This is a genomic window from Streptococcus sp. 17.1 (genome assembly GCF_016648655.1).
Classification (GTDB): domain Bacteria; phylum Bacillota; class Bacilli; order Lactobacillales; family Streptococcaceae; genus Streptococcus; species Streptococcus salivarius_E.
The window spans coordinates 54,731-67,219 of sequence record NZ_JACLQM010000004.1 but is presented as its reverse complement, the minus strand read 5'-3'; the positions used below and the strand labels follow the sequence as shown (position 1 = coordinate 67,219).

At 41.4% G+C, this 12,489-nt stretch carries 13 protein-coding genes; all 13 read left to right on the top strand.

Translation table 11 applies throughout. The annotated features are described in order from the left end of the window. The first annotated feature begins 8 nt into the window (after positions 1 to 8). The 13 genes from H7T99_RS10565 to H7T99_RS03720 all read left to right on the top strand — a co-directional run bounded on the left by H7T99_RS10565 (position 9) and on the right by H7T99_RS03720 (position 12,432). The gene (locus H7T99_RS10565; protein ID WP_230578923.1) at positions 9 to 491 is read left to right on the top strand and encodes a hypothetical protein; all 483 of its coding nucleotides are present in this window, start codon (positions 9 to 11) and stop codon (positions 489 to 491) included. Further along, entirely contained in the window at positions 448 to 1,059 is a 612-nt protein-coding gene (locus tag H7T99_RS10560) for a hypothetical protein (protein WP_230578922.1), read from the top strand. The genes H7T99_RS10565 and H7T99_RS10560 overlap by 44 nt, the downstream gene beginning before the upstream one ends. Before the next feature lie 113 nt (positions 1,060 to 1,172). Beyond that, positions 1,173 to 2,123: a 16S rRNA (cytosine(1402)-N(4))-methyltransferase RsmH gene (rsmH, locus tag H7T99_RS03770; RefSeq protein ID WP_037602533.1), complete on the top strand. Its 951-nt coding sequence runs from the start codon at positions 1,173 to 1,175 to the stop codon at positions 2,121 to 2,123. A 2-nt stretch (positions 2,124 to 2,125) separates the two neighbouring features. Further along, positions 2,126 to 2,446 (top strand): cell division protein FtsL, encoded by a 321-nt coding sequence (ftsL, locus tag H7T99_RS03765; protein WP_002891750.1) that lies wholly within the window; start codon positions 2,126 to 2,128, stop codon positions 2,444 to 2,446. Positions 2,447 to 2,449: 3 nt separating this feature from the next. Further along, on the top strand, positions 2,450 to 4,717 hold the full coding sequence (gene pbp2X, locus H7T99_RS03760) for a penicillin-binding protein PBP2X (RefSeq protein ID WP_037602531.1): 2,268 nt from the start codon (positions 2,450 to 2,452) through the stop codon (positions 4,715 to 4,717). Position 4,718: 1 nt separating this feature from the next. Further along, positions 4,719 to 5,741, top strand: a complete 1,023-nt coding sequence (gene mraY, locus H7T99_RS03755; protein ID WP_002891748.1) for a phospho-N-acetylmuramoyl-pentapeptide-transferase — start codon at positions 4,719 to 4,721, stop codon at positions 5,739 to 5,741. A 73-nt stretch (positions 5,742 to 5,814) separates the two neighbouring features. Then, on the top strand, positions 5,815 to 7,158 hold the full coding sequence (locus tag H7T99_RS03750) for a DEAD/DEAH box helicase (protein WP_037602529.1): 1,344 nt from the start codon (positions 5,815 to 5,817) through the stop codon (positions 7,156 to 7,158). Positions 7,159 to 7,524: 366 nt separating this feature from the next. Then, a complete protein-coding gene (locus H7T99_RS03745; RefSeq protein WP_037602526.1) occupies positions 7,525 to 7,761 on the top strand; it encodes a Blp family class II bacteriocin in 237 nt (78 codons plus the stop codon). 281 nt (positions 7,762 to 8,042) lie between these two features. After that, positions 8,043 to 9,398 carry a bifunctional metallophosphatase/5'-nucleotidase gene (locus H7T99_RS03740; protein ID WP_037602523.1) on the top strand — a complete coding sequence of 452 codons (1,356 nt, stop codon included), beginning with the start codon at positions 8,043 to 8,045 and terminating at the stop codon, positions 9,396 to 9,398. A gap of 54 nt (positions 9,399 to 9,452) precedes the next feature. Next, positions 9,453 to 10,181 (top strand): YutD family protein, encoded by a 729-nt coding sequence (locus tag H7T99_RS03735; RefSeq protein ID WP_002891743.1) that lies wholly within the window; start codon positions 9,453 to 9,455, stop codon positions 10,179 to 10,181. A 63-nt stretch (positions 10,182 to 10,244) separates the two neighbouring features. Then, a complete protein-coding gene (rlmN, locus tag H7T99_RS03730; RefSeq protein WP_096832658.1) occupies positions 10,245 to 11,354 on the top strand; it encodes a 23S rRNA (adenine(2503)-C(2))-methyltransferase RlmN in 1,110 nt (369 codons plus the stop codon). A gap of 1 nt (position 11,355) precedes the next feature. Then, positions 11,356 to 11,883: a VanZ family protein gene (locus H7T99_RS03725; protein ID WP_037602520.1), complete on the top strand. Its 528-nt coding sequence runs from the start codon at positions 11,356 to 11,358 to the stop codon at positions 11,881 to 11,883. Between the two features lie 153 nt (positions 11,884 to 12,036). Continuing rightward, on the top strand, positions 12,037 to 12,432 hold the full coding sequence (locus H7T99_RS03720; RefSeq protein ID WP_051677071.1) for a hypothetical protein: 396 nt from the start codon (positions 12,037 to 12,039) through the stop codon (positions 12,430 to 12,432). Positions 12,433 to 12,489 lie beyond the last annotated feature (57 nt).

Sequence of the window (12,489 nt, the reverse complement as noted above, 5' to 3'; positions counted from 1 at the left end):
GACTAAAAATGAAAAATAAAGTTTTAGCATTAGTGACAGGATTATCTAGTTTAGTCCTATTAGCAGCTTGTTCAAACCAGCAAAATGACATGATTTCGACGACTTCATCTTCATCAGTAGAGCAGTCACAATCAAGTAGTAGTGAAAGCTCTAGCACGAGTACTAGCTCAAGCTCTAGTCAGGAGAAAAAGGTAGATACCTCTGCCTATGATAGCATCATTAGTAAGTACCAAACGGCCGTGGCCAACAACCAAACGGATGCCTCACTTAATTCTCTCATTGTGACCTATGCTAATTCTCAAACAAGTCCTGCCTCAACGGTCTATACTTATCGTGATTTGGATGGTAATGGTGTTGATGAGTTGATTCTTGCTTTTAAGCCAGGTAAACTCTTTAAAGAACATGTGATTACGGATATTTACACTATCTCTAAGGATAGTGGTCAAGGTGATTCGTCTGACAGAAGGTCCACAACTGGGCATGTTGGGTGAGCGTATGACATTGGCCTACCTCATGGATAACACCTTTAGCTACTATGGTAGTGCTGGTGCTATGGCTGGTGGAGGTTCTGGCTACCACTTTAGTAGTGATGGCCAGTCTCTTGTAAAAGATGACAGTGATTCGGGTGCAGACAAGGTTGATCTCTCTAATTGGGGTTGGAAGGACCTGAGCAGCGCCTCTACTAGTAGCTCTAGCACAGCGTCACAAACGCCAACAAGTTCATCAGCTCTTAAGCCTGATGAGCTCAAAAATGGCAATTACAAATCAGCTGTAGGAACATGGAAATCTTCAAATGGAAAGACCATCATCATTACTTTGGATGGACAGTTGGATTTCTGGGGCTATACTTATCCTATCGACAAAGTCTCACCGAATCAGTATGTGTCAGGTATCTATAGCTTAACTTATGTTGATTCTAGTCCAGTTGGGAATACTCCAATTCAGCTTTGTCCTAAGGGAGTTAGTGATGCAAGTGATGCGGGGGATAACAGTAAGGACCGTATTCTAGCGACGAATGGAGTGCCATCTGAGGAAAGCTATTTTTACAGAGTGGATTAATCTTATCAGATGATATAGTAACTAAAGAGTTAGGCCTCGGGTCTGGCTCTTTTACTATCCTGTCAACTTACAGAACGAGACAATTTCTCTATTCTTGTGCTATAATAAAAGTTATGACTAATGAATTTCACCATGTAACCGTTCTTTTACACGAAACTGTTGATATGCTTGATATCAAGCCCGATGGCATCTATGTTGATGCGACCTTGGGTGGCGCAGGACATTCGTCTTATCTTTTGTCGCAATTATCTGAAAAGGGTCATTTGTACTGCTTTGATCAGGACCAAAAGGCTATTGATAATGCTCAAGTGCGTCTCAAGGACTATATTGATAAGGGTATGGTGACTTTCATCAAGGATAATTTCCGTAATCTCAAGTCCAACCTTGAAGCCATGGGGGTGTCTGAAATTGATGGCATTCTCTATGACTTGGGTGTCTCTAGCCCACAGTTGGATGAGCGTGAGCGTGGTTTCTCCTATAAACAGGATGCCAAGCTAGATATGCGTATGAATGAGGAGGCGAGTCTGACCGCTTATGATGTGGTCAATACCTATCCTTACAGCGATTTGGTGCGCATTTTCTTCAAGTATGGTGAGGACAAGTTCTCTAAACAAATTGCACGTAAGATTGAACAGGCCCGTCAGGTTAAACCAATTGAGACCACGACGGAACTGGCGGAAATCATTAAATCAGCTAAGCCTGCTAAGGAATTGAAGAAGAAGGGCCATCCGGCCAAGCAAATTTTCCAAGCTATTCGCATCGAAGTGAACGATGAGCTTGGTGCTGCGGATGAGTCTATTCAAGAGGCCTTGGATTTACTTGCTGTGGATGGTCGTATTTCGGTCATTACCTTCCACTCTTTGGAGGATCGATTGACTAAACAGCTTTTCAAGGAAGCTAGTACGGTAGATGTGCCTAAAGGTCTACCCTTTATTCCTGAAGACCTCCAACCTAAGGTAGCCTTAGTTAATCGTAAGCCAATCCTACCTAGTCAGGAAGAATTAGAAGCTAATAACCGCTCGCATTCTGCTAAATTGCGTGTGGCTAAAAAAATCAGGAAATAATTATGGAAAATAAGGAACATCAGATTGTCAATAGAGCCATTAGAAACCATATTCGTTTTATGACGCGTATGGAAAAGGCTTTCTATTCGGCAATTGTTTTGACAGCTATTGTGATGAGTATCGCAGTTGTATTTTTACAAGGGCGTAATCAGGCTATCAAGCAACAAATCACAGACCTTAATAGCAAGATTAGTGATGAAAAAACAGAGCTTAACAATGCTAAGCAGGCAGTTAATGAGTTGACTAACTCTGACCGTATTAAAGAGATTGCTAATAAGGCAGGCCTGTCTATTAATAACGATAGTATTAAGAGTGTGAAGTAACCAATGAACAGATTAAGAAAACTTAAACATTTATTTCTAAACTATGTCGTTAGGGATAGGCGAAAGCCAGCCCAGAATCGACAGCACGTTGGTCAGAACCTTATGGTTCTCAGCATCTTTATCTTTTTCGTCTTTATTATCAACTTTGTGGTGATTATCGGGACAGATAGTAAGTTTGGTGTCGATTTGTCGACCCAGGCTGCTAAATCTTATAACACTAAGACCACGGTGGCTGCCAAGCGTGGGACGATTTACGACCGAAATGGAAATGTTTTGGCTGAGGATTCAACCAGTTATGCCATTTACGCTATCGTGTCGACCAGTTATGTATCAGCGACTCAAGAAAAACTCTATGTCCAAGATAGTCAGTTTGACAAGGTTGCTGATATTTTAAAGGATAAGCTAGGAATTGAAAAGAGTGATTCCTTGGCCCAATTGCGTACTAAGGGTGCCTACCAGGTTTCCTTTGGGCTAAAGGGGAAGGGAATTACCTACTCTGTTAAAGAAGAACTAGAAAAAGCCTTTAAAGATGCGGGAATTAAGGGGATGGCCTTTGAAGCAACAACGTCACGAATGTACCCTAATGGAACCTTCGCGTCAGAGTTTCTTGGTCGTGCCGAAGCTGTTGAAAATAAAAAAGACGGCTCATATTCTTTAATTGGTCAAACTGGTTTGGAGCGCTCGCTCAATAGCCTCTTGACTGGAACAGATGGAGAGGCCATCTATGAAAAGGATAAAAACGGTAATACGCTTCTAGGTACGGAAACCATTACCAAGGAAGCTATCGATGGTAAGAACATCTATACAACCTTGTCAGCGCCTCTCCAAACCTTCTTAGAAACGCAGATGGATACCTTTATGGAGCAGACGCAAGGTGTCAATGCTTCAGCGACAGTTGTCAATGCAAAAACAGGTGAAATTCTTGCGACGACACAACGTCCTACCTATAACTCTGATACCCTCGAAGGACAAGCCAAGAAAAGTTATGACTGGGTTAACCGACTTTATGAGGCCCAATATGAACCAGGGTCAACCATGAAGGTCATGCTCTTGTCATCGGCTATCAATAACGGAAGTTTCAATCCTAATGCGACCTATAGCAATGCCAACGGTATCAAGGTTGATGATGTTGAAATCAATGACTGGTCTATTAATGAAGGTATCTCGTCAGGCCGAACCATGTCATTTGCTCAAGGCTTCTCTTATTCAAGTAACGTTTTGATGACCATGTTGGAACAAGAGATGGGAGACAAGGTTTGGTCAAACTACCTATCACTCTATAAGTTTGGACTTCCAACCCGTTTTGGGATGGTAGGTGAATCTTCAGGGGTTGTCTCAAGAAACTCTGTGAATATTGCGCAATCATCCTTTGGACAAGGGATTTCAGTGACTCAGGTTCAGATGCTTCGTGCTTTTTCAGCTATCTCTAACAATGGTGTTATGTTGGAACCTCAATTTATCAAACAAGTTGCAGATGTTAACCAAGGCACTGTTCGTACGGCTAAGAAAGAAGTTATTGGTAAGCCAGTTTCCAAGCAGGCTGCTTCTGAGACCCGTAATTATATGATTTCTGTTGGTACAGACCCAGAGTTTGGTACCCTGTACAACAAGTCTGAAGGTTCGCCAATCATTAAGGTTGGTAACTATGATGTTGCGGTTAAGTCAGGAACAGCCCAAGTGGCCGATGAAAAAACAGGAACCTATAAAGTTGGGACCAACGAAACGCTCAACTCAGTTGTAGCTATGGTTCCTTCTGATGATCCACAATATGTTATGTATGTAACAGTTCAGGAACCTAAGACCTGGGATAATAATTTTTATGCGACGGTGGTTAACCCTGTCCTAGAAGAAGCTATGTCCATGGGTGATACGCTTGATACCTCTGTTTCTGAAGGTGGTGGAAAGACCGATGAAACGAGCTATCAAACCGGCGATATTATCGGTAAGAGTCCGGGCGAGACAGCTAACACCCTTCGTCAAAACTTGATTCATCCGATTGTTCTGGGTGTTGGTGATAAGATTGAGAAGGTTTCTGTAGATGCCAAAGCCAATATCAAGGCTAATGAACAGATTCTTATCATGACCAATGATTTCACAGAACTTCCAGACATGTATGGTTGGACCAAGAAGAACGTTGAAACCTTTGCCAAATGGAAAGGCATTAAAGTTACTTATAAGGGTGGCAAGTCAGGGACTGTTACCAAACAAAGTGTTGCGGCAGGAAAAGCCCTGTCTAAAACCAAGAAGATTACCATTACTTTAGGAGACTAAGATGACTATGAGTCTGATAGCAGGTGTGGCCGCCTTTGTGTTGACGGTGCTCGCCATGCCTCACTTTATTACTTACTACAAAATCAAGAAAATCGGTGGCCAACAAATGCATGAAGATGTGAAGCAGCATTTGGCTAAGGCTGGAACACCAACTATGGGAGGGACAGTCTTCCTAGTGGTTGCCATCTTGGTTAGCTTGATTTTTAACTTCCACGTCTTTAGCGAGGGCCACCAAGCCTATGGTGCTACAGTAGGGATTCTCTTTGTAATTTTGATTTATGGAATCATCGGCTTCCTTGATGATTTCCTTAAGATTTTCCGTCAAATCAATGAGGGACTTAAACCTTGGCAAAAGATGGCCTTGCAGATTATTGCGGGTTTGCTTTTCTACTTTATCCACGTACTCCCTAGTGGGACAGATAGCCTAGCTATTGGTGGATTAACCATTCATCTCGGTGTCTTTTATGTTCTCTTTGTCCTATTCTGGATTGTCGGTTTCTCAAATGCTGTGAACTTGACAGACGGTATTGATGGTTTAGCTTCTATCTCTGTGGTTATCAGCTTGATTGCCTATGGAATTATCGCTTTTGTCAAGGGTGAGTTCGCTATCTTGACTATCATTATCACTATGATTGGGGCACTTCTTGGCTTCTTCGTCTTTAACCACAAGCCAGCCAAGGTCTTTATGGGAGATGTCGGTTCCTTGTCACTTGGAGCTATGCTTGCGGTTATCTCTATTGCCCTACGTGTAGAGTGGACCCTACTCTTGATTGGTGTGGTTTATGTCTTTGAGACAGCTTCTGTCATGCTACAGGTCAGCTATTTCAAATACACTAAGCGTAAGTATGGTGAAGGTCGTCGTATTTTCCGTATGACACCATTCCACCATCACCTCGAGTTGGGTGGTCTTTCAGGTAAGGGTGACAAATGGTCAGAGTGGAAGGTTGATGCTTTCCTTTGGACAGTTGGAGCACTTGCAAGTGCCATTACCCTTTGGATGGTTCTTGGAAACGTTATGAAATAAATGAAAAGAGCAGAAATGCTCTTTTTCTGTTATAATGATAGGGATAGACTAGATAGAAAAGAAGTAACTAAGCATGTCATTTAAAGATTTTAATTTTAAAACATTTATTCAGGAGGCTCTTGACGAGATTAAGTTTAAAGAGCCAACACCTGTTCAACAGAAATTGATTCCTGTAGTCCGTTCAGGTCGTGATTTGGTTGGTGAATCAAAGACGGGTTCAGGGAAGACACATACCTTCCTCTTGCCAATTTTTGAGAAACTAAATCCAAAGAGTGGTGATGTTCAGGTTGTTATTACAGCACCATCACGTGAATTGGCGACACAAATTTACCAAGCGACAAAACAAATTGCCAAACACTCTGAGACTGAAATTCGTGTAGTCAATTATGTGGGTGGTACAGACAAGCAACGTCAGATTGAGAAACTCAAGGTAGCCCAACCTCATATTGTTATCGGGACACCAGGGCGTATTTATGACCTAGTTAAATCTGGAGACTTGGCTATCCACAAGGCCCATACCTTTGTTGTTGACGAAGCTGATATGACCATGGATATGGGATTCTTGGATACTGTAGACAAGATTGCAGCAAGTCTGCCTAAGGAAGTTCAAATTTTGGTCTTCTCAGCAACCATTCCTCAAAAATTACAACCATTCTTGAAGAAGTATTTGACCAATCCAGTCATGGAACAAATCAAAACTTCAACAGTTATTGCGGATACCATTGATAACTGGTTGGTATCCACCAAGGGTCGCAACAAGAATGAGCAGATTCTTGAGATGCTTAAGGGGATGCAGCCGTATCTAGCAATGATTTTCGTTAATACCAAGGAACGTGCTGATGATTTGCACAGTTACCTAGTGTCAAATGGTCTTAAGGTTGCCAAAATTCATGGAGGTATTCCACCACGTGAGCGTAAGCGTATCATGAATCAAGTTAAGAAGCTTGAGTTTGAGTATATAGTAGCGACTGACCTTGCAGCGCGTGGGATTGACATCGAAGGTGTTAGCCATGTTATCAATGATGCCATCCCTCAAGACTTGTCCTTCTTTGTTCACCGTGTAGGACGTACAGGACGTAATGGTTTGTCAGGAACAGCCATCACCCTCTATCAACCAAGTGACGATTCTGATATTCGTGAGCTTGAAAAGATGGGGATTACCTTTGAGCCTAAGGTCTTTAAAGATGGTGAGTTCCAAGATACCTATGACCGCGACCGTCGTGCCAATCGTGAAAAAGCCTATCAAAAACTTGATACGGAAATGATTGGTTTGGTTAAGAAGAAAAAGAAAAAAATCAAGCCTGGCTATAAGAAGAAAATTCAGTGGAAGGTTGACGAGAAACGCAAACGTGAGCGTCGTGCAGCTAACCGTGCGAAGGGACGTGCTGAACGTAAAGCTAAGAAGCAAAGTTTCTAAACATTGGCTTCTAAGTGAAAGCAAATTTTAATTTAAAAAATTCAAGAGGTTGAAACCAAAGTGTTTCGGCTTTTTTGATTATTATCAAACTTTTTGGAAAGTCTCAGTATATGCTGAAAAAAATAATTAAGTATGTCTTAAGAACTGAAACAATGACAGATTTTAAATAGTTTTATCACAGCCATTTTTAAGAAGCTTTCCGTTTAAAGTAAAATAATTTGTAAGTTTGAGGTTACTAGTTGAATCAACTCTCAAAATCAAGTGGTGACATTAATGTCACTACTTTTTTATTGGCTTCTGACTTATAATCAAATCAAAGCTTGAAATAAAGAGCTATGATTTGATTATTTTGAGGAGGTTGTTTTCATGACAACAAAAATCATTAACAATTTTAACTCACTTAATTCCGAAGATCTTTCTATTATTGCAGGTGGGGATGTGATTGGTTGTGTAGCTGGGACCGCTGGATCTGCTGGACTTGGATTTTTGACTGGAACATCAGTTGGAACTGTTGCATTTCCAATTGTTGGGACTGTTTCAGGTGGAGCATTTGGGGCATGGTCAGGAGCCGGCCTTGGAATGGCTACATTTTGCGGAGTTTAGTTAGAAATTTGAAGAAACAAAATGATCCGAGCATTCTCATTTGTGTGTGTTTCATTCTAGCAGGTTGCTATCAGTTGTGTGTCCCTCATCATTGGTTAATTACAATGATAGATGTTTTAGGAGTTGCAGGTTTCGTGGTCCTTCTCTATACTAAAATTCATCATTAATCATAAGCCTTTCAGTTATAAAAAATTAGATAGCAAGAAGCATCGTCTCACGTATATAAACTTGGCAAAATGATTGTCAAGTTTTTTTATAGCAAAAGTGCTACAATAGGAGTCATGAAAGACACGATTCGAATTCTTCATATTAATGATTTACACTCTCATTTTGAACAGTATCCACAACTCAAGCGAGCTGTGGATGATTTGAGTCAGACGGACAGAGAGTTGATTAAGGTAGATCTTGGGGATAATGTGGATAAGTCCCATCCTCTATCTGATGCGACCGCTGGGCGTTTTAATGTAGCCCTGATGAATGAGCTGGGGATAGACTATGCGACTATTGGAAATAACGAGGGAATTGGTCTGGCTAAGGATGAGCTAGACTGTCTTTATGAGCAAGCTGATTTTCAACCTATCATAGGAAATCTCAAGGATAAGGGAAGACAGCCTGAATGGGCCAAGCCCTATCTTATCCATAAAACTAAAGCAGGTACAAACATTGCTTTCTTGGCCTATACCTTCCCATATTACATCACCTATGCACCCAACGGTTGGGAGGTTTTGAATCCACTCACGCAGTTGGAAGAGGATTTGGCTCACCCTGAGGTAAAGGATGCAGACATAGTCGTCGTTCTTAGCCATCTGGGTGTACGTTATGATGAGCAGATTGCAGAGACTTATCCGCAAGTAAACCTTGTCATCGGGAGCCATACCCACCACCTGTTTGAAGAGGGCAAGTTGATTAATGAGACTTATTTGGCAGCTGCTGACAGATATGGTTATTATCTTGGCTGTATTGATCTTACTGTGAAAAATGGACAATTGATAGAGTGTCAGATTGAGGCTATCCCCACCAAGTCCTATATCTTGGATTTAGACAAGGAGGACGAAACCTTTATCAAGGCCATGCGTGAGGAAGGCCATCGTCGTTTAGCTCAGAAAAAAGTAGCTAATCTAGGTCGAGAACTAGATTTTGATGAGACCTGTCAATTGGTTTTACAAGCTGTTTGTCAGGAGACAGATAGCCAGTTAACGCTTTTAAATACAGGTCTTATCATGAAAACGCTGGGTCAACAAGTGACCATGGCAGACCTTCAAGAAGCCCTTCCTCATCAGATGCGGATGGCACGTCTAGTCGTGACAGGACAAGAACTCAAAGAAATCTGTCAGGAAGTTTTTACCAAGGCTGAACTCCTTAAAAACCAAGCTATTAAAGGTATGGGCTTTAGAGGCAAGGTATTTGGTGAAGTAATCACGGGGAATTTTGCTTACAAAAACGGTAATTTGTTGTATAATGGAAGGGTTGTAGATTCCAATGAGAAGTTTAGTTTGGTCCTTGTGGATCAGTACTACTTTGCTTCTTACTTCCCTACAATCAAGGAAAAGGAGGTCACTCTTCTTTTTCCGGATTTGTTAAGGGAACTTGTGGCCAAGTATTTAGGAAAAAATGGTGCCAATTGGGATAAGATATAGAGACATTATTACAGCATCAGGGTAGAAAATAAGAGAGAGCAGAAAGGATGGCACATGCGTAAAGAAATCTTGCCAGAAATGTTTAATTATAATAAATATCCAGGGCCAGACTTTGTGTATGTGGCTGACCTTCTGAAATCAGATGCCTGTCAGTTTACGGTTCTTGAAAATCACAAGGATGCTTTAGACGCTACCCGCTTTGGGCAACGTTTTTCTGAAATCATGCTCAAGTATGATTATATTGTTGGGGACTGGTCTAATGACCAGCTTCGCCTTAAGGGATTTTACGAGGACGAGCGCCCTAATACGCGTAAGACAGACCGCATTAGCCGATTGTCAGAGTATTTACGTGAATACTGTGCCTTTGGTTGTGCCTACTTTATTTTGAAAAATGAAGAGCCACAGTTAATCGTCTTTGAAGAGGAGACTGAGCCTCGTCGCAAGCGCCGTCGTTCTAATAATCGTCGTCATTCTTCTCAGGAATCTAGAGATAGAGAGCACAATGCTTCTCAAAAGAATAAGGGGCAAAAAGCTTCTGCTAAGCAAAAGCCAGACAAGTCCAAACGAAGAGATAGGGATCAAGAGGGCCCAAACTTTGAGAAAATCAAGCGTCGTCCTAAGTTTAAATCTAGATCCGAGGACGGTGGCCGTGAGCGTAAGTCTAACTTCAAGAAGAGTCAGAAGCAAGCTCCAAAATCTAAAGGTCAAAACACCCCATCGAAGAAACAAAGCCAGACCAAGTCAGATGGTCAGCATTTTACAATCAGAAAAAAAGGAAATTAAACTATGTCAGAAGTAACAACACAAGCAAAACCAGAACGCCGTAAACGTCAGAAGTTAGAGGATATGGAAGGCTACAAACCTTCTATTTATGGTCTTACTCGTGATGAGTTGATCGACTGGGCTATGGAACACGGTGAAAAGAAATTCCGTGCGACTCAAATTTGGGATTGGCTCTACAAGAAGCGTGTGCAGTCTTTCGAAGAAATGACCAACATTTCTAAAGATTTCATTGCCAAGTTGAATGAGAATTTCTGCGTAAATCCATTGAAACAACGTATCGTTCAAGAATCTAAAGATGGTACAGTTAAGTATCTTTTTGAATTGCCTGACGGTATGTTGATTGAGACTGTTTTGATGCGTCAACACTACGGTTTGTCTGTCTGTGTGACAACTCAGGTTGGATGTAACATCGGTTGTACTTTCTGTGCCAGTGGTTTGATTAAGAAACAACGTGACTTGACTGCTGGTGAGATTGTGGCACAAATCATGTTGGTACAAAAATATTTTGATGACCGTGGCGATGGTGAACGTGTCAGCCACGTGGTTGTTATGGGTATCGGTGAGCCATTTGATAACTATGACAATGTGCTTCGTTTCTTGCGTACTATTAACAATGACAATGGTCTTGCTATTGGAGCTCGTCACATTACAGTGTCAACATCTGGTTTGGCACCAAAAATTAAGGAATTTGCTAACGAAGGTGTTCAAGTTAACCTTGCCGTATCACTTCACGCGCCTAACAATGACCTTCGTTCAAGCATCATGCGTATTAACCGCTCATTCCCACTTGAAAAACTCTTTGAAGCGATCGAGTATTACATCCAGACAACCAACCGTCGTGTAACTTTTGAGTACATCATGCTTAATGAGGTCAATGACCACCCTGAAAACGCTCAAGAGTTGGCTGATTTGACTAAGAAAATCCGTAAGTTGTCATACATAAACTTGATTCCATATAACCCAGTATCAGAGCACGACCAATATAGTCGTTCAACCAAGGAACGTGTGGCGGCCTTCTACGATGTGCTTAAGAAAAATGGGGTTAACTGTGTGGTTCGTCAAGAGCACGGTACAGATATCGATGCTGCTTGTGGACAATTGCGTTCAAACACTATGAAACGCGACCGTCAAAAAGCAGTGGCAGAAGCTTCTGGTAAATCAGAAGGTAAGTAAGATGTTTCGGCTTAAGACTTGGGTAGATAAGGATGGAGAACTAACACCAAAAGGAAGAAAGCTAAGCCTAGTTTTGGTCTGTGCTTATCTCCTTTGTTTAGTGCTCCTATGTTGGACACCCCAGTACGGGCTAGTTGAAGGTGTTGAAACCCCTGGTATTCAACATTTTGGTCGTGTAGTGGTCCTATTAACCCCATTCAATAGTTTGACCAACTTTTATCAGCTGGATAGTCTTAAAGAGATTGTCTTTGTGCTTGGGCAAAATGTGACCAACATTTTCTTGCTGAGTCCGCTGATTTTAGGGCTTTTAGCCTTGTACCCCAGATTCAGGTCTTGGAAAAAGGTCCTTTTAGCGACCTTTGTCATGTCTTTGACGATTGAGGTTGGACAAGTCATTCTAGATCTTCTCATTGATGCTAATCGTGTCTTTGAGTTAGATGATTTATGGACCAACACTTTGGGAGGTTTGGTGGCACTAGTTGTCTACCGCCTTCTTGTAAAACTGATTCAAACGCATTCTAAAGAGTAAAAAACCTGGGAGCTTACGCGTCTCAGGTTTCACTTATTTTCTATAATACAAATACAACACATTCAAAAGAGGGAAAAATGAATAAACACGTTTGGAGAAACAATGAAACACTTAATGATGACAGTAGTCACCGTATTAACGTTAGGAGTAACAATGACGATGGTTAAGGCAGATGCTTATCAAAGTGGCCGTGATGCCGATATCATGCGAGAAAGAGGCCAGGTTTGGAATTACTCTGAAGCTAAGAAAGAGCCTCAACTTGCTAACTACAATACCGATGGTCGCTATCTCAGTGAGGCAACTAACTTTGAATTGTACAATTTTGTCAGAGAGTATAAGACATCTGATGAAATCAGACGCATTTGGAACCCTAAGAAAGATGAATCCGTTATCCATGATAAGGATAGCTACTCTATGGATGATGGGCACAAGGTCTATAATTTTGATTCCTTTGCTTATCAATTGCCAGAGTCTACTGATTTTGGGAAGTTATCTTATATTGGTCACTTTCAGTTAGAAGATGGCACAATCTATCGCTATTGGAAGTAACCTTATCATACGAGACTTATACGAGGTCTATTATTAACCATTTGTAAGGATAGGAGG

What these genes read in the sequence shown, in the direction of transcription:
- H7T99_RS10565 (WP_230578923.1), top strand. Translation starts at nt 9, where the DNA reads ATGAAAAATAAAGTTTTAGCATTAGTGACAGGATTATCTAGTTTAGTC.
- rsmH (WP_037602533.1), top strand. Translation starts at nt 1,173, where the DNA reads ATGACTAATGAATTTCACCATGTAACCGTTCTTTTACACGAAACTGTT.
- ftsL (WP_002891750.1), top strand. Translation starts at nt 2,126, where the DNA reads ATGGAAAATAAGGAACATCAGATTGTCAATAGAGCCATTAGAAACCAT.
- pbp2X (WP_037602531.1), top strand. Translation starts at nt 2,450, where the DNA reads ATGAACAGATTAAGAAAACTTAAACATTTATTTCTAAACTATGTCGTT.
- mraY (WP_002891748.1), top strand. Translation starts at nt 4,719, where the DNA reads ATGACTATGAGTCTGATAGCAGGTGTGGCCGCCTTTGTGTTGACGGTG.
- H7T99_RS03750 (WP_037602529.1), top strand. Translation starts at nt 5,815, where the DNA reads ATGTCATTTAAAGATTTTAATTTTAAAACATTTATTCAGGAGGCTCTT.
- H7T99_RS03745 (WP_037602526.1), top strand. Translation starts at nt 7,525, where the DNA reads ATGACAACAAAAATCATTAACAATTTTAACTCACTTAATTCCGAAGAT.
- H7T99_RS03740 (WP_037602523.1), top strand. Translation starts at nt 8,043, where the DNA reads ATGAAAGACACGATTCGAATTCTTCATATTAATGATTTACACTCTCAT.
- H7T99_RS03735 (WP_002891743.1), top strand. Translation starts at nt 9,453, where the DNA reads ATGCGTAAAGAAATCTTGCCAGAAATGTTTAATTATAATAAATATCCA.
- rlmN (WP_096832658.1), top strand. Translation starts at nt 10,245, where the DNA reads ATGGAAGGCTACAAACCTTCTATTTATGGTCTTACTCGTGATGAGTTG.
- H7T99_RS03725 (WP_037602520.1), top strand. Translation starts at nt 11,356, where the DNA reads ATGTTTCGGCTTAAGACTTGGGTAGATAAGGATGGAGAACTAACACCA.
- H7T99_RS03720 (WP_051677071.1), top strand. Translation starts at nt 12,037, where the DNA reads ATGACGATGGTTAAGGCAGATGCTTATCAAAGTGGCCGTGATGCCGAT.